Below are 23,722 nucleotides of genomic sequence, written 5' to 3'. Positions count from 1 at the left end.
CCCTGCCCAAAAGCAGGGAATATCACTGCAACGCTTTTTAATTAACTTAGTCAGGTAATTTAAAGTCGGTTACAGATTCACGTAATGATTCGGCCATATTTGCCAGTTCCGATACCGAACGTGCTGTATCGAAGGTTGCTGTTGTGGTTTGCGAGGTAATTTCTTGTACGACATTCATCGTTGTCGCAATGTGACCAGCAGAAGCAGACTGAAGTTTTGCAGCATCCGAAATGTTGGCAATCAATCGCGCCAGGTTGGTCGATACGTTTTGAATTTCATCCAGTGCCACACCGGCATCTTTGGTTAAGCTTGCACCACGAACAACCTCGGAAGTGGTTTGCTCCATCGAAATTACGGCTTCGTTGGTATCTGTCTGAATGGTTTTTACCAAGCCTTCAATCTGTTTGGTTGCAGAGGCTGAACGTTCCGCAAGACGTTGTACCTCATCGGCTACCACGGCGAAACCACGACCAGCCTCACCCGCCATAGATGCCTGAATTGCAGCGTTCAATGCCAGAATGTTGGTTTGGTCGGCAATATCGTTAATCAGGGCAACGATGTTACCAATTTCCTGAGAAGATTCACCCAGACGTTTAATACGTTTAGATGTTTCCTGGATCTGCTCACGGATGGTGTCCATACCTTCAATAGAACGGTTTACAACCTCTGCACCATTGGCAGCAATTTGTACCGAACGCTCCGCAACCACTGCAGATTCTTCCGCGTTTGCAGATACCTGGTCAATAGACATCGCCATTTCGTTAATCGCGGCAGATGCACCGGCAATCTCTTGTGCCTGGTGTTCAGATGCTTCAGCAAGCTGGTGGGTAATGCCCTGGGTATTCGCTGTATATTGCGCAACTTCTTGAGACGTTTCAGTAATACGTGATACCAAGTCACGTAACTGGTCAATCGCGAAGTTAATGGAGTCGGCAATTGCTCCGGTAAAATCTTCCGATACCGTTGCATATGAACGCAAGTCACCATCCGCCAAGTCGGCAATTTCATCCAGTAAACGTAAAATCGCATTCTGGTTACGGTCATATTCTTCTTGCAGGTTTGCCACACGCTGTTTATCTGACTGGCCACGTAATGCAAGCAACTTGAATACAGAAAACAGGAAAGCAACCAGACACAGGATTAAAAGCAAGGCAGGAAGCGCAATAGCCAAGCTCGAACCACCAGATAGCTTATTCAGGTTGGCTAACAATTCATCCGATTGGGCAAAAATTGCAGCAGAAGCTTGACGTACTTTTACAATTTGCGCCGAGTTTGAAAGAATTGTTGCAGAAGCTGATTTTAGTACATCATCATATTCGCTTTTAATGCCTGTCAGTGATTCACGCAATGCCGGATCATCAATACGTTCTACACCCAGTTCTGCACTACCATTGAGCTGTGCATTGAGGTAAGCACCGAAAGTTTCAGTATCGGCACTGAAGTCATCCGCAGATTCACGCGAGTTATCGTTACCTGTAAGTACCGAACTAATTGAACGTAAGATACGTTCTGCAATGAATACCTGGTTTTTGGCAATAACCACCTGGTTAGATGGCATGTTTTGACGCGCCATTTGGTCAACCATCAGGTTATATTCTGCCTGAATTCCCGGAATCGACTCACCAATTGCAATATTGGTATCGTACAGCTTGTTAATCATTTTCTGTTGAGACGAAATTAAATCAATCCCTTCTGATAGCGATTTCCACTGCTTTTCCACCTCAACCAATGCAGCTGTATGTGGATGAATATCTTTAACCGTTTCCAGGTTTTCAGCAAATTCTTTTTGCGATTTAATTAATTTATCAATCGACTCTTTGGTTCCTGAAGCAGTTGCATCAGTTGCCTGACGTGAAATGGTTTGTGACAATAGACGCAAATCACCCACACTACGTGTCAATTCATTGTTACGCGGTACACTATAGAATAAGTACAATAACAGGAAGAGTGCTACGACCAGAGAAAATGCTGCCCCCAAAATTAATGGTTTGGACTTTTCACTGTCACCAAATACACGTGATAATTGCTCTGTTTGTGATTGAATCTTTGCGACTAAAGCATTCCCGCCATTATGGCTGGTGCCTTCACCTGTATTTTTCTTTTTAAGTTTAAAGCCCATCCAGCTTCTCCCCGAGTTGCGCTATCATTCTTTAGCTTGCGACTATTAATTTATAAATTTTATAGAGGCATTCATGTATTTTGGGTTTTGCAATAAACGACTAAATAAGAAAACATGCCAGTGCTGATTATGCTGATAAAAATAACCCTGACAATATTCTTGTAAATTGCTATCTAATTCACTGTTTTTAGAAAAGAAACTCTTCTTATTAAAGTGTTGAATCCCCAAAACCTGATCTACCACCAAACCGACATAATGGTCATTATGACTAATACACAATACTTTTTGAGTCGGTGAAAACTGACTTCGATGTCCTGAAATATAATGCGCCAAATCAGCGACGGAAAGTAAACGTCCCCGAATATTGGCCAGTCCCATCACCCATGACTGAGTATTTGGAACCGGAGTATATTTTGGTGGATATATCACTTCAGATACTTCACCCAAAGGGGCCACAAAATATTGCCCCATCATCTCAAAAGCAATGCCTGACCATCGGTTTACTTCATTTTCAGTTGTAACGTAGTTTTTGTTACCACGTTTAGCAATCCGAAGTAATTCGATAAATCCATTTGCTGCCATAGAGCTTATCCTGCATTGAGGTGTTGTTTAATCACATCAATTAATTGGTTTTCGTCTACAGGCTTGGTCAAATAATCACTTGCCCCCTGACGTTTCCCCCAAACGCGGTCAGTGGCTTGGTCCTTGGTACTGACAATCACAATCGGAATGTGTTTAGTAGTAGCACCACGGGCAATCTGACGTGTTGCCTGAAAACCGTTTACACCAGGCATGACCACATCCATGAGCACCAGATCTGGCAATTCTGCTTGTGCCATTGTGACACCATCAGCACCATTTGCTGCTTCAATCACCTCAAAGCCATGCTTGGTTAAAATCTCTCTAAAACGAAATGTTTCCGTAGGTGAATCATCAACGATAAGGATACGTGACATGCTTTTCCCCAATAAAAATAAACTTATGCTGTTACGTGATTGCGGATTGCGTTTAACAATTCATCTTTACTAAAGGGTTTAGTTAAATACTCATCCGAACCAACAACACGACCTTTTGCCTGGTCAAATAAACCATCTTTACTTGACAGCATAATGACTGGAATATTTTGATAATTCTGCGAATTTTTAATCAATGCACAAGTTTGATAACCGTCTAAACGTGGCATCATAATATCTACAAAAACAATATCCGGATTTGCTTCAGCAATTTTTGCCAAAGCCTCAAACCCGTCTACTGCGGTCACGACTTCACAACCTTCACGTTGGAGTAATGTTTCTGCTGTACGACGAATGGTTTTTGAATCATCAATCACCATCACTTTTAGATTTTGGAATTTTTCGTCCATTTAATGATCCTTCCCATTTTTAGAATGTACAAACAATTTTAGTCAAAAATTTTATTACAAGTTACAAACATTTTTAACATATCTTTACTTGCCTTTTCAACGAACATTTTCCGCACGAAGACTCATTTTAGTCTATTTCCAATAACGACTTCACACTTTCTATCGACCAATGATTTTTTTTTGACAGACAGAGGTTTTTTATTACTTATTTTGAGTCTAATATAGCTCATTTATTACTTTAAAAATAAGTAATTTAGTCAACTTTTATTCGGGGGGTTACAATGCAAAGTCAGTTTAAATACAAACTTGCTTTCATTGCACAAAAAAAAATGAACTTTAGATTCATTTTTCTTTCTTTTCTGGTTTTGCAATCGGCATTCGCATATGCTGAAAATCCGCCACCTAAAGCCACCTGGTATCGCTATTATGACAGTAAGGGTATAGCCAATATTAGCACCAATGTCACCCCCAATCATATTCGCTATGGCTACGAAGCTTTGGACCAGAACATGCAGGTCATCCGGCGTAATCGTGCCTATAATACTGAAGCCGATATTAGACAGGCACCGCAACGTGCAGCCCACGCCAAGCAGCAGGCAGCGGACTTAAAACTAAAAAAGGCTTATGGTAATAGTCAAGTTGCATTCGCAAAACGTAATGACGCATTAACCGGCATCAAAAAGCAAATTGCCTTTCAGCAAGACCAGTTAAAGCAATTACAAACTGACCGTATTTATTTTAAGCGTCAACAGATTGAACATTTACGTAAAGCTGAAGACATTCCAGCCAGCTTGAAAAATACAATCGAGAATAATCAAAAGAATATTGAAGCAAAAAAAGCAACGATTCAATCATTACAAATTAACTATCGAAATACTCAAGCAAAATACGACAATATTATCGATCGCTTAAAAGCGCTTGAATAAATTGTATTTAGGCTATGAAGCACTTAATTTAAGTCACAATAAATAAAAAGGATGAAGCTACATGCTATCTGGACAGCATATGAAAAAATCTAAATTAAGTGACCATAAGCAATATTTAACCGGCAGCGTTCTGTGTTTAATTTTATTTCTAACAGCTTGCAAAAAAAATGAAATAGAAAAACCTGTAGAAACCACAACAAAAATTGAGTTAATTGAAAAAGATCTAGTTTCAGTGAAGAATGGCACTTCTGTCGCAAAAAGTGCTTTTACCGGTACGCTTCGTGCAGTCAATCAAAGCAGCATACAGGCTCAGGTCACTGCCACTGCAACCCAAGTCTATGTCCAGGTCGGACAGTCAGTCGCTAAGGGACAGGTCTTGGTTCGCCTGAATAATCAAGATAATGCTGCACGTTTAGCGCAAGCTCAGGCCAATTTGTCAGCAGCACAAGCGCAGGCCAATCTGGCTAAAAATATGATGCAGCGCAAACAACGCTTATTGGATCAAGGTTTTATCTCCAAAGTTGAATATGAACAGGCTGCTGTCGACTATCAGGCGCAACTGGAAAATGTGCATGCGCAACAGGCCAGTGTCAATATTGCCAAAAAAGCCGAGCGTGAAGGGACTATTTATAGCCCCATTTCTGGAGTGATTACACAGCGCCAAGTCGATGCTGGTCAAACCGTTGCTGCTGGCCAGACCCTGTTTGAAATCGTGGATCCGAATCAGCTGGAAATTCAGGCCAAATTGCCAAGTGACATGCAAACCGCTTTAAAAGTGGGACAACATATTGAATACACCATTCAAGGTAATCCAGCTCAACTGACTGCTGTTTTAACACGCATCTCCCCGATTGCCGATCCTGCCAGTCGTCAGATTGAATTCTTTGCCCGACCGAATGAAACCATTAACTCACTGAGTATTGGTTCTTTCGTGGAAGGCAACATTCTTGCTTCGACTCAAGTTTCAGGTCAAATCATTCCGCTCGATGTGATCCAGAATATCAAAGATAAACCCTATGTCTGGGTGATCCGCCAAAACAAAATTGAAAAGGTCAACCTGGTGATTCTGGAACAGCGCTATCGGGACAATTTGGCTGTCGTGCAAGGACTGCAAAACGCCGACCAGATTAGCCGTATTAAATTTAATGACCAGGACATTCATCAAGCGGTCATCATCAATAAATAATAAAAAATAAGTACAGGATTGTTCTTATGTGGTTTACCCGAATTAGCGTTAAATATCCTGTTTTCACCATCATGATGATGTTGTGTTTACTGGTACTGGGGCTGGCATCTTGGCAACGCATGGGCGTAGAAGAATTTCCCGATGTCGATTTTCCATTTGTTGTAGTCTATACCTCCTATCCGGGTGCCTCCCCTGAAACCATTGAATCTGAAATTACCAAAAAAATGGAAGACCAGATCAATACCATTTCAGGTTTAAAACAGATTATTTCCCAGTCTAGTGAAGGGCTGTCGACCATTATTGTCGAATTCAATCTGGATATGTCTTCTGCGGTTGCCGCCCAGGATATTCGCGATAAGATTGCTCCTGTTACCGCCCAGTTTCGAGATGAAATTCAGGATCCTGTTGTTGAACGTTATGACCCTACTGCCAATGCGGTGATGTCGATTGTGTTTGAATCGGAGACCATGCCGTTACGTGACTTGAGTTCCTATTTAAGTCAGCAGATTGTCCCGCAACTTCGAACCGTGCCGGGCGTGGGTACAGTCAATTTACTGGGTGATGCACAGCGCCAGATTCGTATTGAAGTCGATCCGCAAAAACTGCAAAGCTTTGGTATTGGTGTAGATAAAGTCATCAATACCTTGAAAGGTGAAAATATTGAGGTTCCGGGGGGAACCTTAAAACAGCCTACCTCTGAACTGGTGGTGGAAATCAAATCCAAAGTGATTCACCCGCAATCATTTGGTGACTTGATTATTGCCAATAAAAATGGTGCTCCTATTTTTCTAAAACAGGTGGCAAGCATTGAAGATGGTCAAGCCGATCTGGAATCCAGTGCTTATTTAAATGGTAAAGCTGCGGTCGCGATTGATATTCTGCGCAATTCGGATTCCAATGTAATTGATGTGGTCAATGCCAACTATAAAGTCCTAGCAAAAATCGAGAAACAGCTCCCCGAGGGTACTGTGGCTAAAGTTGCCGTCGATAGCTCCAAAGGTATTCGTGGCAGTATTAAAGATGTGGCACGGACCATTATTGAAGGTGCGGTTCTCGCTGTTCTGATTGTTTTACTGTTCTTGGGTTCTTTTCGCTCTACCGCCATTACCGGGCTGACCTTACCGATTTCCCTGTTGGGGACATTAACCTTTATTTGGGCTTTCGGCTTCACTATTAACATGATGACCTTACTGGCATTATCCCTCAGTATTGGCCTGTTGATTGATGATGCAATTGTAGTGCGGGAAAATATTGTCCGTCATGCCGATATGGGCAAAGATGCTGTAACGGCAGCACTCGATGGCACCAAAGAAATTGGACTTGCAGTTTTAGCCACTACAATGACCATTGTTGCGGTATTTTTACCGGTTGCATTTATGGGAGGTATTATCGGTAAATTCTTCTATCAATTTGGAGTAACGGTCAGCGCTGCCGTGCTGATTTCAATGTTTGTCAGCTTTACCCTCGATCCCATGCTTTCTGCACACTGGGCTGAAAAACATAATCCAAACAAGAAACCCAGCAGAATCAAGCGCTTATTTAACTGGATATCCAACAAGCTTGATCATTTAAGCCATTACTATGAAAAACTGTTAAAACTGGCACTACACTTCCGTATTTTAACCCTGATAGTGGCCGCAGCTTCACTTTTTGGTGCATTGGGTTTATCTAAATTGATTGGTACGGAATTTGTTCCTGTTCCAGATAAAAACGAAATTCGGATTAAATTTGAAACGCCTGTAGATGCCTCACTCGAATATTCACAAGCCAAATTGTTGCAAGTAGAAAATATTCTGCGCCAGCATCCCGATGTACGTAATACCTACAGCATTATCAATGGGGTAACGGATCGTGGTAAAAACCATGTCAGCATACGGGTCAAGGTCACTCCTCGTCTGGAGCGTGATAAGACCCTGAACCAACTGAATAACGAGTTTCGCCAGCGCTTGCAAAGTGTAGCGGGTATTACCATTACCTCGGTGGCTTCGGCAGATGAAACGGTTTCAGGAGGGCAAAAACCGATCCTGATTTCCATTAAAGGCACCGACCTGAACGAACTGCAAAAAATCTCCGATCGCTTTCTGGCAGAAATTTCCAAAGTCGAAGGTATCGTCGATCTTGAAAGTTCACTTAAAGAACCTAAGCCCACCTTGGCGGTTCATATCAATCGTGTCCTTGCTAGTGATTTAGGTCTTTCTGTCAATCAAATCGCCAGTGTCATTCGTCCCTTAATTGCAGGCGACAACGTTACCACCTGGCAAGATGAAAAAGGCGAAATCTATGATGTTAATCTTCGCCTGACTGAAAACAGGCGTACCTTACCGAGCGATATTGAAAATCTTTATCTGAATTCACAAAAAACCGATGCTTCTGGCCAGCCTATTTTAGTGCCTCTAGCCAGTGTGGCAAACTTCGAAGAAAGTATGGGGGCATCGCAAATTACCCGCCGTGATTTGGCCCGTGAAGTACTGGTAGAAGCCAATACAGCAGGCCGCCCTGCAGGGGATATCGGTCAAGACATTAAAAAAATTCAAGATAACTTTGATTTACCACCCGGTTATAGCTTTGCTACGCAAGGTGCAAATAAAGACATGGCCGAATCGGCAGGTTATGCCTTAACCGCCATTACCCTTTCCATTGTGTTCATCTATATTGTACTGGGTTCACAATTTAACAGCTTCATTCATCCTGCTGCGATTATGGCTTCCCTTCCCCTCTCGCTGATTGGGGTGTTTCTGGCTTTATTCCTGTTTAATTCCACCATGAACCTGTTTTCCATTATTGGCATTATCATGCTGATGGGATTAGTGACCAAAAATGCCATCCTGTTAATTGACTTCATCAAAAAAGCCATGGATCGTGGGGTTGATCGTTATGATGCCATCATAGAAGCTGGTAAAACCCGTCTACGCCCTATTTTAATGACCACCAGTGCCATGGTGATGGGGATGATTCCTCTTGCATTGGGTCTGGGTGAAGGTGGCGAACAAAGTGCACCCATGGCCCATGCCGTGATTGGGGGCGTAATCACCTCCACCCTATTGACTCTGGTTGTGGTTCCTGTGATCTTCACCTACCTGGATGACTTGAAGAATTTTATGACGCGCCAAATCCGAAAAATCATGGCATAATAAACCCACTTGACATGAGGTGACATTCTGAAATGTTCACCTCATTTTTTATCGTATAATCTTATGCTTTAACGCTTAATTATTAGGACAGTTTCCATGCGCGCGAGTCGCTTTTTATTTGCTACGTTAAGAGAAACCCCAAATGATGCTGAAGTGATTTCACATCAGCTCATGTTACGTGCGGGGATGATTCGTAAATTGGCTTCGGGTTTATACACTTGGTTGCCGATGGGCGTACGCGTGCTAAATAAAGTTGAAGCGATTGTCCGTGAAGAAATGAACCGTGCAGGAGCGCTGGAAGTATTCATGCCAGTAACCCAGCCTTCAAGCCTTTGGGAAGAATCCGGCCGCTTTGTGCAATATGGTCCAGAACTGCTGCGCTTCAAAGACCGTCATAATAACGATTTTGTGCTTGGTCCTACACACGAAGAAGTGATCACCGATCTTGCACGAAATGAATTGAAAAGCTACAAACAGCTGCCAATCAATTTCTATCAGGTGCAAACCAAATTCCGTGATGAAGTTCGTCCACGTTTTGGTGTAATGCGTTCACGTGAATTCATCATGAAAGATGCTTATTCTTTTCATGTCGATCAAGAATCACTACAAGAAACCTATGACGTGATGTACGACACTTACTGCCGTATCTTTAGCCGCCTGGGTTTAGACTTCCGTCCAGTACAGGCAGACACTGGTTCAATTGGCGGTTCAGGTTCACATGAATTCCACGTTTTAGCATCAAGTGGCGAAGATGATATCGCCTTCTCTACCGAATCTGATTATGCTGCCAACGTTGAAATGGCTGAAGCAATTCTTGTCGGTGAGCGTGCAGCCGCAACTCAGGAATTAAAACTGGTCGATACACCAGCTCAAAAAACCATTGCCGATGTATCTGCCTTCTTAGGTACCGATGCTGCGCAGTCTGTAAAAGCACTACTCGTTCAAGGTATTGCTGAAGAAGGTAAAGCTACTCCAGTAATTGCTTTATTCTTACGTGGCGACCATGAACTGAATGAAATTAAGGCTGAAAAGCATCCGTTAATTGCTGCGCCTTTAACATTCGCAACAGAAGCTCAAATTGCTGAACTTGGCTTAACCACTGGTTTCATTGGTCCACAAGGTCTGGTTGAAAAAGGCATTACCGTGATTGTTGACCGCGCGGCATCTGTGCTTTCTGATTTTGTTGCCGGAGCTAATGAAGCCGATAAACATGCAACAGGTGTCAACTGGGAACGTGATGCAACATTTACTGAAGTTTATGACTTACGTAATGTGGTTGAAGGTGATCCATCTCCAGATGGTAAAGGAACACTGCAAATTAAGCGTGGTATTGAAGTGGGTCACATCTTCCAGCTAGGCCAAAAATACTCTGAAGCTTTAGGCTGCAAAGTGCTTGGTAAAGACGGCAAACCGACGGTTGTAACCATGGGTTGCTACGGTATTGGTGTAACGCGTGTGGTAGCCTCTGCCATTGAACAGAACTTCGATGACAAAGGGATTATCTGGCCTTCTGCAATTGCACCGTTTGAAGTTGCGATTGTTCCAATGAATGCACATAAATCACCACGTACTTTGGAAGCTGCTGAAGCACTTTATGCAGAACTGCAAGCTGCGGGTTATGACGTGATTTTGGATGACCGTGACGAGCGTCCAGGGGTAAAATTCTCTGACCTTGAAATTACCGGGATTCCACACCGTATTGTAATTGGTGAGAAAGGTTTGGATGCAGGGACTTTTGAATATAAAGGTCGCCGTGATGCTGAATCTGTCAATATTTCAAAAGAAGAATTGCTTGCTAAAATTGCAAAGTAATTCATCTTTAAAATAAAAAATCCCGCTAACTGCGGGATTTTTTATATCCTCATTAGCAGAATTTCAGCCCACCAAAGCAGTTAGACTTAAAGTTCTGTCCTTGCAAGGTTAAGTTCTGTAATGGAAAATCAATAAGTGTTGGATTTTTAATTTCACCCACAGATAATCCGGTACCTGCAACACATCCAAACAGTAAATCGCCACATGCACGCGGCTTAGAGGTTAAGTCGTGATTAATTCCTGCAATGGTTTGTTTAAGCACTTCGTCGGTAATTTTTACATTGGTTGTTGGACTGATACTCCCTAAATCCACTTCATCTTCAATTGCTAACCACCACCCTCGATTTGCAGCAACCGATGCACCTGGCCACAATATTTGCTGGGTCTGTAGTGATAATGAACTTGCGTTATTTAGATACAAAGAATGAATCAAACCTAAATTTTGATTCACTGTAATATCAGTCTTTAAACCAGTTAAATAACCATCGATTTGCTTGTTCAAAGTAAGATTTAAACCTAATGCTGAAATCTGTGCAGCTAAAGGTCCAGAAAAATCTATTTGATTTACTGTTCCTGTTCCTTTTAGGACGGCCTCTGTCATACGTGTTCCAGATACGATCGTAGATGGAATGGTAAAAGGTGCCGTTGTTGAAGATAAGTTAAATGAATAATCATTTGACTTGTAATGCAATTCTAAAGGAATACCAACCAATGTTCCCGTTACAGCACCTTCGATATATTGACCCGTTGCTGCATAATCCATAATTCGAGGATCTGTAATTGCCACCCCAGAAGATGCCTTGGTTTTCATATAACCACTAAAGGAGTTAATACCATTAGGCGTACTACTGTTTTCTGTTCCTATTGTCATTAAGCCAGCAATTTTTTCAGCACTTAAACGAAAGCCAAGAACCTCACGAGTAGAAGCAGATTTTGGATTTTTAATAGCAAACTCAACAAATGGATTGGTAATAAGGGCTGAGCTTGCCGCACGATCATCAGAGGTATAGTTTGCACCTTGCAAGCCACTTAAAGAAATATTATCAATATCAATATCACATTTGCCAATACCATTCACCCCACCACAACCTAATTGTAGCTTTTTAATATTGGCGTTGATTTCCATTTCAGCTTCCAGGCCCAATTTATAAAATCCCAGATTCGTCTGGTCTACATTTTGTCCTTTAGCATCAATAACGTTATAACCCGCGTTATATTCCATAGACAATAATGCTTGACCACTTACATCAGATAATGAATCATCATCCATAGCAACCATTGCATGACTTAAACTCGGTATTGCAATAGATGAAGTAATCAAACTTGCCAATAGTAATTTTTTCATAAAATTCTATCCCTATTCTTTTATTTATTCTCAAACAGGTTAACGTGGAGTAATACCTAAATTACTTCTAATACTTCCCCCTGTAATTGCAATATCTGCCATTTTCTGCATTTGATTCGGCATGGTAGACATCGATAATTCAGTCCTGAATACCTGATTCAAAGATTTAGCCGGATTAATATCCACTTTATTATCAAATACCACAGTATCTTTTTGCATCTTGACTTGTGATTCAAGCGCTAGGACACCTTGCAATTTATTCAAATTAATACTTGAAGTTTTCACAACCGTGTTATTCGCATCAACATCTTCGTTAATTAAACTAAAGTAGCTTCCCAAAATATTGGGGTTCAATTTATCTGTGTCTGATAATGCATTAAATTCAAAATTAGCACGGAAAGATAAGAAGTTATTTTCTGCATTATCATTCATACCGGGAATAATAAACAAATCACCTTTACCATCCAGTTTAAAGGCGATGGAAGTCAGCACATCATCTTTGCGGGCGAAATTATCAACAGGAACGACACTGCCACATTTAACAGAACCACTGGTACAGTTATAAAGCGAACCAGGTAATTGACCAATCGCCATTTCTGCACTTGCAGCGACAAGCAAATCATCGGCGCTAATGTAGATTCCTTGCTCTTCGTAACCAATCACGCCTTTGGCTTTGACAAATGCATCAATATTACGTAAACCGGCATAATAATTTACTTCTTCATTGTGCAGCCCTTTCTTTCCATCGATTAAAATTAATGATGTGGTACTCGCTGCCCCCGTTTTTGTGTCAATTCCATAACCATCGGTAGTTGCCATCACATTATAGGCAATTCCTTTTTTAGTCCCACCATCCACTTTTGATGTATATTCTGTGCCTGCAAGCGCAACATTCGCATTCAGATTATAAACAGGGATACCAATTCCCCAGCTACTAGTATCATTGGTAATTTCAGCTAAAGAGTTATCCGCAATAAACCGTGCTTTACGTGCAATCGATTGAAAATCCATACCACGTATAGCGATTAATGCAAAGTCATTACCTTTTTCAATCGATGATAATTGCTGCATCTGAACTAAATTGCTCACCCCTAAAGTCTTTTTAATTTTATCGTTAATTAAAAAATCTAAACTTTTTGCTTGTATCGCATTAATATAAATGTCACCAAAATCAATATAGGCATTTTTGGTATTTAAATCTGTTTTAGAACTCGAATTACGAACAGTTAAAGGTGATAAATTGGAAAATTCAATGGCATAACTTCCATTACCTGTATGACCAATCTCAAGGGTTGTTGGGGGCTGATTCGTACCTAAAAGTGCATTCCCTTCACGGGTAAAATCGGCAGAAATACCAAAATGCAGCCCGCCTAGCCCTACCGCATCATAACCTGTTAATGTCGCTGTTGAAGTACGGCCAAAATCTGTAATCCCACTTTGATTGGCATTTAAGAAAATTGTGGCATTGGTTACCGCACCCGATGCCCCCATACGAATTAAATTTCGTTGCTGATTCGGATCACTGCCATAACGCAGGTCAATATTTACCCCTGGGTTGGTTGCCTTGGTTCTTGATGAATGTACGGTATCACGACCAGGCAGTGAATTTGCACTGGCGACAGGATCGCTGTCATCTACTCGTCCCAACATTACAACATGATCCGTCGCACCATTACGACTCTTTGTAGTCAGGACAATCCCTTCATCCATGTAACTGCTTGATGTTCTTTCTTGATAAGAGTTCAGATACATATAGCCATCACCAGAAAAATTGAAGTTAAAATCTTTCAAAGTGAGCTTTTGCCCGTTTAAACCATGACTGATACTGGCATTTTGCAATTGAAAATTAAGGTGTGCCGTTTCATCTCGATTAAATAATCCTGCTTGCGTTTGAAGAAGTAAACGAAGTGGTGAACTGGTTTTGATATCGAGAGAACCCAAACTTTGTTCAGGAGTCTGACATTTAGCTGCATCAGTACACAGTAACATGAGGTTGTTAACAGCTAATTCAAATGGAGAAATATTGGCTTCTATGCGAATCCCAGCCCCTCGATCAGTTGCCCCCACATCAAAGTCAAGCGTAGAAATAATCGATTGATTATTGACACCTGACATGGTCACATCTTTCAGCCCCATCTTCATGGTATCAGGACGTAACAATGAATCGTTGGCATTACCTTTCGAAGAAGAATCAACCCAGTTGACAGCATTTATAGTTGCCTTGGAGATCTCATGTGTAATGCTGATACCATCTTGCCCGGTTACTGAGCCAAGATAATCATCGGAAAGTTGCTCAAATGCATGGCTTTGTTGTGCAATCAAAATGCTTGCCGTAAGTATTTTTAACTTTGTTATTTTTTTCATTCTTATATCCCTATCTGGCTTTATTCAATTAACAGCGCGCAGTTCCTGCACCTGTACAGTTAAAACTGAATATTTTTAAATTACCTGACATATGCAAATTGCCATGCGTATTTAAGCCCATAAAGCCTTTTTCTGTATTTTTATCAAACGTCGGTACATCTAAGCCTGCAACTGTTGTTCCATCAGATTTTTTTTCTGTATAGGTGCTATAAATCATATTATTGGCATACCCTTCAACACCTGCATCACCTGTTTCGACCGCCAAAGTATTAAAACCTAAATTCCTAATTTTCAGTGGCTTATCATCAAAAAAAGAAATTTGTAATGCAGTCTGAGGATTACCGTCACGGTTAATAATGGTCGCACCATCTAATGAAAACTGATCAATTTGTAAGGTGCCTTGAATGCCTTTAAAAACCAACCATTTTTTATTACCCGCAGCATCTTTATGATTATTCGGTGCGATCGCTAAACGGCAAAATACATTATCAGTACAACTATAAGTATAAAATGCCTCTGTTGCCTTACCTGTTGTATCAAAAACTGAAATATTTTTTAGAGATAAATCTTTAGCATAGCGATGATTTAACGATAGAGTCCAACTTAAATCTGCACCACCTTGTCCAGATATATCAGTCATCTCATCATTAGCCATACCTACTAACTGTGCATTTGCAATAGGGGTAAAAGCCAAGATAGAAATTGAACAAACCAGGTTCAGGATAGAAGTTTTAATACGTGGATACATAGCCTATTCTCCTATAAACCTGTTGTTTTTATTTTTAGGTGCTGAATGAGTACACCATCAATTGCAACTGAGCCTAAATTTGTCGCCTGGCCATTAATATTTTTAAAGACAACCCCGGTTGCATCTGCAGTTTTATTGGCGTTTAACAAATTACCTGTAGCTGACCGTTCTACCGTACCAATACTGATACTACTATGGGTTGCATTTCGACCTTGATAAGTCGTAGTTATGTTATTTGCTGTTGTGGTAATTTCAGTACCGCAACTATAAACATTGCAGGTTGAACCTTTTAAATAATCAGAAAGTTTCGTGTAGGTCACTCCATCTTTATCAATCATCGCAATATTCTGATTATTTTTATCTTTCAATACAGTTGTTGAGTCTGTGTCACTATAATAAGTATAAATTTGTGAATATATTTCTGGCACATTTGGAATACGGGTAATTTCTAAAATAATATTGTTACCTTCAGAACCTAAAATAAAAGGCTGATACATATTCCCTAATACCAAGTTAATATTGGGACTATATAAATACATCCCTTCTACATCATTAAATATAGGGGCTAATGAGCGGTCAATCGCTGGAGTGACGGCGGTACCATCATATAGATCAGGAGTGCTGTCCGGGCCTTTTTTTGCAGCAGTACTCATTCTAATTCCACGAGCATCCAGGTCGGCATCCGTTGCTTTTAGCGTGGATGGATCATCATGAGTATTTAGACGTAAAATTGCAGCCATGCCTAAAGTTTGATTGTAATTGGCATTGCTCGTTGCTGGTAATGTTTGGAATAATCGAACTTGTGACCCATTTAAATTCAAGCCATTGGCAATAAACTGGGTTCTCAAACGATAATCTTTATCTAGTCCAGAAGTGGGTGCTCCTGTTAACGAATCCACCATATTACTTGAACTTAATTGGCGTGAAAAAATATCGCTCCAGAAGCCTAATTTAAAAGTGTCACTGGTATCTGTTCCTTTTAGCTTTAACGGTGCTTCCAATGCAATATAACCGACATTGGCCTTATTGCCTTTTGCAAACTGAATCGTATCCACATTACCTGCACGAATCAGCCATGGATTTGCTGCTGTTCCCCAATTAAAACCTTGATTACTGTATCGGGTACTCAAAGACCCATCACTTTTAGAAAGAGCCAGACCATAAATAAAAACATCTGCTTTGGTTCTTAAACTTCCTACTGTAGCTTGAGCTGCTGCCAATTTTGCCAATCGAATGGCTTCAGCTTCAACCTCAGCAAGTGCAGTATTACTTGCTGTAGTGGCTACGCTTTTCGCATATTCAGCGGCTTGTTGATTAAGTACTGCTTGGGTTTTAACTTCCAGTTGATTCGCAACAGTGGTGTCGATCGTATTTTGCCTGGTTACACTTTGTGAATAGGTAGTTGTAGGTATACTTTCAGTTGAACGATTGCCATAAAGCAATTCAATCATTTCTAATGTATTTTTTGTAGCATATTGTTGGGATTTGTCTTTTAACCATAATGTAGATTCGGCAGCCCCCGGTTCAGTTGTACCATCATCTTTTACACTTAATGGCCACACATTCCCATCATAATAATCATCATAACGTTGTTGATAATATTGCTTCATCAAAGGAGAGTCGACATAACTTTGTACCACATTCCCCCGATATTCTGCTGTATAGTTATTCTTTACAGTTGTGTTAACAGTCGTATAGTTATTTGTTCTATAAGTATTATAAGCAGATTGATAAGTATTTTCGTAAACACCGTTATAATTAGCAGCCTTCCCGCTTAAGTAAGCATCCGTATAAGCTTTATTATAAATTTTAGTATAAGCGCGCTGACCAAGCAGTTCATAATTTTCACCCGTCGGAATAATTCGGATAAAGCCCGTATCATACTGTCCCGGATCGGCAATACCTTTGCCATAACTTGAAGCTTGTGAAATTTCGTTTGGACCTTGAAAGACCATCTTAAAATTTTCAAGGGCTAAAGCAACGCCTTCACCTGTAGTTTCAGAAAGATGATCATCTGACAAAGATTCAAGCGCATAAACTGATGGGCTAAGTAAAGCTGCGAGCATGCTCGCCAAACAAGATTTTTTAAATCTTGTATTATTCCAACTCTGAGTCATCACGACCTTCCTTTTTATCAGATGCTCCGCATCATTATTTTTAATTTATCCTATGCTTGGTATGTCGAATTTTTATTTATTTGTCATGATGACAATGTTCTGACCAAGTCTGTTCAACTTTTTATTATGCTGAATATTATTGCAATTGCAAAAAAAACTGGGCGAATGAACACAGTTTCCGATGAATGAAGCAAGCAAAAAATAAGCGGACCAAAATGATCCGCTTATTCAATTATTTGTAATATTTATGCTTTTGGCAAAGTCACACCGGTTTGTCCTTGATATTTACCACCCCGGTCTTTATATGAAGTTTCACATACTTCATCAGATTCAAAGAACAACATTTGCGCAACACCTTCACCTGCATAAATACGTGCTGGCAAGTTGGTGGTATTTGAAAATTCCAGTGTCACATGTCCTTCCCACTCTGGTTCAAGTGGAGTGACATTCACAATAATACCGCAGCGTGCATAAGTCGATTTACCAAGACATACAGTCAAAACATTACGCGGAATACGGAAATACTCTACGGTACGGGCCAAAGCAAATGAATTGGGCGGAATAATGCAAACATCCGATTCAATGTCGATAAAGCTTTTATCATCAAAGTTTTTTGGATCGACAATTGCTGAATGAACATTGGTAAATACTTTAAATTCGCGTGCACAACGAACATCATAACCATAGCTTGAAACACCATAAGAAATGAGTTTTTCACCAGCTTCATCATAACGTACCTGGTTTTCCGCATACGGTTCAATCATGCCGTGTTTTTCGCTCATTTCGCGAATCCAACGATCAGACTTAATTGCCATTATTTCAATCCAAAAATAGTTAATTCGATTATTGCGCTGTACTTTAACTGAAATTGGCTACAATGAAAATAATGATCAGGCGATGAGGTGTTTTTTTACAAAATGTATATTTTCATCGCCGTAATTTCAAGACTTAAAAGTTTAAAGACTCAAAATAGCAGAATAACTTAATGGAATTGAAAAACTGATTAAGATGATAGAAGCAGTCTTTTGTAAATTGGATTGATTTAACCAGCGTACTTTATTAGAAGCCAGAATTGATCCAATAAATGTCCAAAACAAAGCAATAGGCACAATCAGTAGCAGAAACATGACAATATGAACTAAATAATTATTCAGCGTTAGCCAGGCTGTGCTTGGAAAGATAGCTGAAGCAAACAGTAAGGCTTTAGGATTGAGTAAAGTTGCACAGAACAATTCGCGGGCACGGATGGTCGGCAAATTAAAACTTGCTTCAATATCAGCAGTTTTCCAAAGTTTAATGGCGAGGAAAATAATATAGAATGCACTCAGTAGCTTTAACAAGGTCGGAAGCATGGGAAATTGAGTTGAAACGCTGCCAATGATCACGCCCCAAACTGTAATCGCAATTAAATAACCAATCGCTTCGGCAGGAATTAATCGTAATGATTTACGTACACCAATCTGAATACCGGATGATGCAAGTAAGGTATTTGTTGGGCCAGGCGTCAATAGAATGCTAATGACTAGACCAATGAATAACCATGAAATCATATGCGATCTCTCTATAGAGTGCGCGAAGAGTAAATCAGTTTATTGTACTTAGCAAATCAGAAATTTTACATCTTTTAAAAACTTAGAATTTTTTTAAAAAAATATTTAAGTTTCAATAAATTAAAACTAATATCTGCAGTTTTACTCAGGAGTCATTTGTTAAAAAAAATTTCAATAAATCTTTTTTTAAGATTGATCATTTACATTTACCGAGCTTGATCTGTCCCTGAGTGAGCTATTCAGGCACAATACCCTATCATTTAAGCGACCTACTTTTATGGCAAAACAGTTCTTTCAGTCCTGGCTTCCCTCACCACAAAAAGTTGCAGGGATGAAAGTAATGAAGATTTTTGGTCAACGTACCTTAAATCCTGTACTTTGGTATGTGAACAGAAAGTCCATTTCAAAAGCTGTTTTTATTGGCACGTTTTGGGGTATGTTACCCTTACCGTTTCACAGTGTCTTGATTGTATTGACGGTATTGCTATTTGAAGTCAATTTACCTGTGAGCTTATGTCTGGCCTGGTTGACCAATCCTTTTACCCTGGTTCCGATTCTGTATCTTGGGTTCTGGTTAGGCAGCAAAATATTTCAGGTTAATATGATTGATCAGGATATGATGCTGGGTGTATTGCATCAGATCAGCCACGCTATCACCCACTTTGGGCATGGACATATCGACTTGAGTCTGGCGAAAATTTTATTATCTGGACTGGTACTCGAAGCTTTCATCTTTGCAATTGTATTGTTCGTGATTACCCGACTATTGTGGCGATGGAATATTATTCAGCACCATAAACGCCGCCGAGATTTTTAGTAATCATTGCATCTTTTAACTATATTTCACTATTTAGCCTCTTCAAATTCACTGTAACTATAAAAATGAAACTCAGCTGATTTCTCGCTGTTTCATCACATTGTTTTCATAACAACTAAAAACTAAATCTACGATATAAAAAGCCCAAACAACGTTGGGCTTTTCGAAAATGTTGCTTTAATCAAACCACAAAAAAATTAGAAAATTCTATTGTGTGGTTTTTCTGCTTTTGGCAATTGATCGGCAATTTTTTGCGCAATAGCCATATAACTCTCAGCCGCATCATCTCCCACCAGCACAGAAGGTTTACCGGCATCTGCATTTTCGCGAATTTGCACATTTAATGGTAAACGCCCAAGTAAAGGAATGTGGTATTGTTCAGCCAATTTGTCGCCACCCCCTGTACCAAAAATCTGTTCCTCATAACCACAATTAGAGCAGATATGAGTCGACATGTTTTCAATTACGCCAATCACAGGAATCTGAACTTTATTAAACAGTTCAATACCCTTCGTTGCATCCAGTAAGGCAACATTTTGCGGGGTGGTGACAATCACTGCCCCGGTCACCGGAATACGCTGCGCCAGGGTTAATTGAATATCCCCTGTTCCTGGTGGCATATCAATCATTAACACATCCAGGTCTGGCCATAAAGTCTGGTTAAATAATTGCATTAAAGCACCAGTCGCTTTGGGACCACGCCAGGCAACCGGAGTGTTGTTATCTCCGGTTAAATGACCAATGGAGAGTACAGCCATACCATAAGCATCAAGCGGAACAAAATTTTCTGCTTCAATCATAGGCGTACGTCCGGCATTGCCTAACATGGTGGGAATACTTGGCCCATAGATATCGGCATCTAGAACACCGACTTTTAAGCCCAGTTTTTGTAAGGCCAATGCGAGGTTAACCGTAGTTGTCGACTTACCCACGCCACCTTTACCTGATGAAACCAGGATCACATTTTGAATACGTGGATGCTTTGGCACATCTCTTTGCTGCGGTGCTGCTTTCTGGATCGGTGGATTATTAGGATCTTCTTCCTGTTTGCTTTCAGCTGGAGCCGTTTGTCCGGCAGCATCGACTACAGGGGGAAGTTTTTGAGCTGAAGATGCCGTTGAAGTCTGTGCATTACTTGCGCAGCTATGCCCCTGTTTGCCATGTTCAGGGTTAGAACAGCTTTCACCATGTTGATGCTTTTGCTGAATGACATGCATATTCAGTTCCTGGATGCCGCATTTTTCCAGTGCATCACCCAGATCATCATGAATTTTTTGAAGATGATCGGCTTCCTCAGGATAAGTATGAATGGTGATTTGTAATACTTGCCCTTCTACATTGACTTGTGTAATTCGGTCCTTCAAGGCATGGTTGGAATTAGGCAAGATATAGCCCTGTAACACATTCTGGATTTCTTCCTCCTTCACCTCTTGCGCGGGTGAAAAGACAGATTTAAGCGAAGAAAGCCACGACATAAGTTTACTCCAAGTACGGACATACAGCTGAATAGCATAGTTTAGCTGTAAATGCAGCGAAGGTTAAGCATAGTTCTTTATAGCTTGGTGAATGTAATGATAAATCCAAATGAATCGATAGCGTGGAATTCAGTTTTGTATTTTTATTTCTACAATGTCTTGTTCAGCTGATTGAGATAGCAAGTGCATACAACAACAAAGCAGCCTTAAGTCAGATTGATCTGCCAGATATCTGCCCATTTTTGTTAATAATTCTGCTACAGACATGCTGCTATTTTGTTCTTTATATTGGTGAATTATTCTGTTTATCATTTTATTTTGGGGATAACATGTTATTTAAGCACCTAATTCCAATTATATTTTTGTCAGCAATGTCATTTACTCACGCAGCAAATGAAACATCATCGATACGCACTCCAGCGGGTCAGTCCCTCAGTTTGGGAGATTCTTATGCCGACATGCAAAGTCGTATGCATTTATCCCCAAGCTCCATGATTACACATGAACTCCAAGAAGGTAAAAACCGTTATCTGGCGATGGACTATACCTATGAAGTTGAAAATATGCTTTACACCATTACCATTGTGAACGACCGGGTAAAAAAAATTGAATGGCTGAATACCGATCAGGACATGCAAACTAAAATTACAAAGCAATGATTCAAAATTATTAACTAAAAAATAGCTAAAATGGATATTGTTTCGCTCTGATGTCACTTGAAAGCTGAACAGTTTTAGGTTTGATTGTGTCTTACGACTGCAATTTTTTCTGTGTTTTTAACCCAATAAGCATCCAGATTTGTAAATTTTACAAAACAAACCGATTTATGCAGGTTTATAAATTAAAAAAATCTAAACCTTTTATGATGAAGTATCCTGTTTAAATCCTGACAGGGATTTGTTGCAGCGGCCGTCGAAGGCGTACCGCTGCAATTAAAGAATGCGCTGTTATCTCTAGATGATGTACCTGTTTCTATCAAATTATGAGCGCCTAGCAGCCTTCTGTGCACTCACTTAACCGGGATCATCAAGTGCTGGTATGGCGTTCCAGGCCACATCACGTAAGGTACAGCCGTATCCGGCTGGGCATGCTTCGGGTACATGTCATAAAAACTTGGTTCAGCACCAACAATCATGACGTGGGGGCCGGTCTTGATCCAGTGGTTACCAGTAGTGGGTTTTTGGGCATAGGGATCTGTATTACTGGCATCGGTTCCACCCGCCAACATGTACATAAAGCCAATTTTACCTGCAATTGGTTTTTTGTGGCCCATCCAGGCTTCCGCCCATTCCAGAGCTGCCTTGTCCATGCACATCGGGTCTGGACCGGGAGTAGTCGGATTGTCAGGCATACATGTAAAACCATTACTACCTTTGTGCAAAGTACGCATCTTGCCATCTGAGCCTATAGCCACAATGGTTGCTGCTGCGCTGACTTTTTTCGGTGCTGCGCTCATTGCGCTGGCGATAGCCTTCTGGTCAGCTGCCGGGGTACTGCCCGGTTTACCGCCTTTGGTCTCCGCTGCGAAGATGGCCGGTGCGGATAGGACAACCCATCCGGTGACAATTAATATTTTAGGGAAATTCATGGTCTGTGCTCCAAATTGGAGGTTATGTTTGTGACCCCCTAACTCAAGTTATCTGGCACATTGGCCCTATAACAAAACTAACTAAAAATGGAATGCAACATAATTATTATTTTGCTGATTATTTTTAATCATATTGAGTTATTCCATCAATATGATGTACCGCAATGCACAGATTTCATAACAAATGAAATCACTAGGACACAATAATTTACCAATATAGAAACCATGCCACTCACGGTATCCTGACCATAAAACGATCTTATTTGGACTGTCCCCAATATCCTGGAAAAATATTATCTATTCTATTTTTGAATAGGGAAAGAACATGATAAGTGATCATCACTTCAGATGTAGTGACAGCTTAAATTTTTCATTAAAAACGCAGCTTCGGCTGCTTTAACCTGTGCTAAAAATTATAGAAGGCTTTAATTTTGCAGCTTCTCATCAGGCAACTGATAAAAATTCTCGAACAAGAGTTTTCTAATAAAAGTTTTTTAATATTTGATTTGGTTTTTTAAATATGGTCCTTTTCAGCATGTTTTGAGTTGCCCCATCTAAGCAAGCGGCCACAACTTGAAGGAATTGCCGACTCCCGCCCCCATTTCAACCACGAAATGCGGCTTCTATTACAGAAATGTCAATTTTTTTCATGGTCATCATGGCATCAAATGCACGTTTGGCAGCCGCACGGTCAGGACTGGTATAAGCTTTCGTTAGGACGATTGGGGTAATCTGCCAAGAGATTCCCCATTTATCTTTACACCAACCACATTCGCTTTCCTGACCACCATTTCCGACAATCGCATTCCAGTAGCGATCCGTTTCCTCCTGATCCTCGGTGGCAACCTGAAATGAGAACGCTTCGTTGTGTTTAAATGCTGATCCGCCATTTAGTCCGATGCAGGCAACGCCTAGCACGGTAAACTCTACAGTTAAAATATCCCCTGCTTTCCCTGATGGATAATTTCCAGGTGCACAGTGCACTGCACCAATCGATGAATCTGGAAAGGTCTCGGCATAAAATCTTGCAGCGCCTTCAGCGTCATTATCGTACCAGAGGCATATGCTATTCTTTGCAATATTCATCATTTCACCTCTTTATAGAGACTAGAGTTGATGTGATTCGTCATCACTGTCCAATATTTCCAATATCGGTCTAAATATTCTATTCAACACTTTTT

General features: G+C 40.5%; 19 protein-coding genes. 6 read left to right on the top strand and 13 right to left on the bottom strand.

Annotated elements, in window-relative coordinates:
* Positions 1-46 precede the first annotated feature (46 nt).
* The 4 genes from ABJ384_RS03860 to pilG are packed head-to-tail and all read right to left on the bottom strand — an operon-like array spanning position 47 to position 3,482.
* Positions 47-2,119, bottom strand: coding sequence for a methyl-accepting chemotaxis protein (locus ABJ384_RS03860; protein WP_349928957.1), 2,073 nt, complete (start codon positions 2,117-2,119; stop codon positions 47-49).
* A gap of 45 nt (positions 2,120-2,164) precedes the next feature.
* Positions 2,165-2,701: a chemotaxis protein CheW gene (locus ABJ384_RS03855; protein WP_086195985.1), complete on the bottom strand. Its 537-nt coding sequence runs from the start codon at positions 2,699-2,701 to the stop codon at positions 2,165-2,167.
* A 5-nt stretch (positions 2,702-2,706) separates the two neighbouring features.
* Positions 2,707-3,075, bottom strand: coding sequence for a response regulator (locus ABJ384_RS03850; protein WP_086195986.1), 369 nt, complete (start codon positions 3,073-3,075; stop codon positions 2,707-2,709).
* A gap of 23 nt (positions 3,076-3,098) precedes the next feature.
* Positions 3,099-3,482: a twitching motility response regulator PilG gene (gene pilG / locus ABJ384_RS03845; protein ID WP_086195987.1), complete on the bottom strand. Its 384-nt coding sequence runs from the start codon at positions 3,480-3,482 to the stop codon at positions 3,099-3,101.
* A gap of 281 nt (positions 3,483-3,763) precedes the next feature.
* Between pilG and ABJ384_RS03840 the strand changes: the two genes are divergently transcribed.
* From ABJ384_RS03840 to ABJ384_RS03825, 4 genes are all read left to right on the top strand, one after another.
* Positions 3,764-4,408 (top strand): hypothetical protein, encoded by a 645-nt coding sequence (locus ABJ384_RS03840; RefSeq protein WP_349928954.1) that lies wholly within the window; start codon positions 3,764-3,766, stop codon positions 4,406-4,408.
* Between the two features lie 79 nt (positions 4,409-4,487).
* Positions 4,488-5,594 (top strand): efflux RND transporter periplasmic adaptor subunit, encoded by a 1,107-nt coding sequence (locus tag ABJ384_RS03835; RefSeq protein WP_349928952.1) that lies wholly within the window; start codon positions 4,488-4,490, stop codon positions 5,592-5,594.
* A gap of 26 nt (positions 5,595-5,620) precedes the next feature.
* A complete protein-coding gene (locus tag ABJ384_RS03830) occupies positions 5,621-8,725 on the top strand; it encodes an efflux RND transporter permease subunit (protein ID WP_349928950.1) in 3,105 nt (1,034 codons plus the stop codon).
* Positions 8,726-8,821: 96 nt separating this feature from the next.
* A complete protein-coding gene (locus ABJ384_RS03825; RefSeq protein WP_349928948.1) occupies positions 8,822-10,537 on the top strand; it encodes a proline--tRNA ligase in 1,716 nt (571 codons plus the stop codon).
* A gap of 52 nt (positions 10,538-10,589) precedes the next feature.
* On the opposite strand, the gene ABJ384_RS03820 is transcribed toward ABJ384_RS03825, so the two are convergent.
* The 6 genes from ABJ384_RS03820 to ABJ384_RS03795 form a co-directional block, all read right to left on the bottom strand.
* The gene (locus tag ABJ384_RS03820) at positions 10,590-11,882 is read right to left on the bottom strand and encodes a DUF6160 family protein (protein ID WP_180042437.1); all 1,293 of its coding nucleotides are present in this window, start codon (positions 11,880-11,882) and stop codon (positions 10,590-10,592) included.
* Positions 11,883-11,921: 39 nt separating this feature from the next.
* Entirely contained in the window at positions 11,922-14,246 is a 2,325-nt protein-coding gene (locus tag ABJ384_RS03815) for a DUF6160 family protein (protein WP_349928946.1), read from the bottom strand.
* A 28-nt stretch (positions 14,247-14,274) separates the two neighbouring features.
* A complete protein-coding gene (locus ABJ384_RS03810) occupies positions 14,275-14,994 on the bottom strand; it encodes a hypothetical protein (protein WP_349928945.1) in 720 nt (239 codons plus the stop codon).
* 11 nt (positions 14,995-15,005) lie between these two features.
* Positions 15,006-17,111, bottom strand: a complete 2,106-nt coding sequence (locus tag ABJ384_RS03805; protein WP_349928943.1) for a hypothetical protein — start codon at positions 17,109-17,111, stop codon at positions 15,006-15,008.
* A gap of 245 nt (positions 17,112-17,356) precedes the next feature.
* Positions 17,357-17,926 carry a dCTP deaminase gene (gene dcd / locus ABJ384_RS03800; RefSeq protein WP_349928942.1) on the bottom strand — a complete coding sequence of 190 codons (570 nt, stop codon included), beginning with the start codon at positions 17,924-17,926 and terminating at the stop codon, positions 17,357-17,359.
* 141 nt (positions 17,927-18,067) lie between these two features.
* Positions 18,068-18,661, bottom strand: coding sequence for a LysE family transporter (locus tag ABJ384_RS03795; RefSeq protein WP_349928940.1), 594 nt, complete (start codon positions 18,659-18,661; stop codon positions 18,068-18,070).
* Between the two features lie 277 nt (positions 18,662-18,938).
* Here ABJ384_RS03795 and ABJ384_RS03790 point away from each other — a divergent pair, with 277 nt between their 5' ends.
* Positions 18,939-19,478 carry a DUF2062 domain-containing protein gene (locus ABJ384_RS03790; RefSeq protein ID WP_349928939.1) on the top strand — a complete coding sequence of 180 codons (540 nt, stop codon included), beginning with the start codon at positions 18,939-18,941 and terminating at the stop codon, positions 19,476-19,478.
* Positions 19,479-19,675: 197 nt separating this feature from the next.
* Here the strand turns inward: ABJ384_RS03790 and apbC are convergent, their stop codons facing one another.
* Complete coding sequence (gene apbC / locus ABJ384_RS03785) at positions 19,676-20,953, bottom strand: iron-sulfur cluster carrier protein ApbC (RefSeq protein ID WP_349928937.1); 1,278 nt, start codon at positions 20,951-20,953, stop codon at positions 19,676-19,678.
* Positions 20,954-21,324: 371 nt separating this feature from the next.
* Here apbC and ABJ384_RS03780 point away from each other — a divergent pair, with 371 nt between their 5' ends.
* Positions 21,325-21,612 (top strand): hypothetical protein, encoded by a 288-nt coding sequence (locus tag ABJ384_RS03780; RefSeq protein ID WP_349928935.1) that lies wholly within the window; start codon positions 21,325-21,327, stop codon positions 21,610-21,612.
* A gap of 350 nt (positions 21,613-21,962) precedes the next feature.
* Here the strand turns inward: ABJ384_RS03780 and ABJ384_RS03775 are convergent, their stop codons facing one another.
* Both ABJ384_RS03775 and ABJ384_RS03770 read right to left on the bottom strand, forming a co-directional pair.
* Positions 21,963-22,541 carry a hypothetical protein gene (locus ABJ384_RS03775; protein ID WP_349928933.1) on the bottom strand — a complete coding sequence of 193 codons (579 nt, stop codon included), beginning with the start codon at positions 22,539-22,541 and terminating at the stop codon, positions 21,963-21,965.
* Positions 22,542-23,144: 603 nt separating this feature from the next.
* Positions 23,145-23,627: a VOC family protein gene (locus ABJ384_RS03770; RefSeq protein WP_349929704.1), complete on the bottom strand. Its 483-nt coding sequence runs from the start codon at positions 23,625-23,627 to the stop codon at positions 23,145-23,147.
* Positions 23,628-23,722 lie beyond the last annotated feature (95 nt).

Origin of the sequence: Acinetobacter sp. A1-4-2, from assembly GCF_040233925.1 — a bacterium.
Lineage (GTDB): Bacteria > Pseudomonadota > Gammaproteobacteria > Pseudomonadales > Moraxellaceae > Acinetobacter.
Note: the sequence above shows the minus strand (reverse complement) of the source record. Positions and strands in the feature narration are given on the sequence as shown.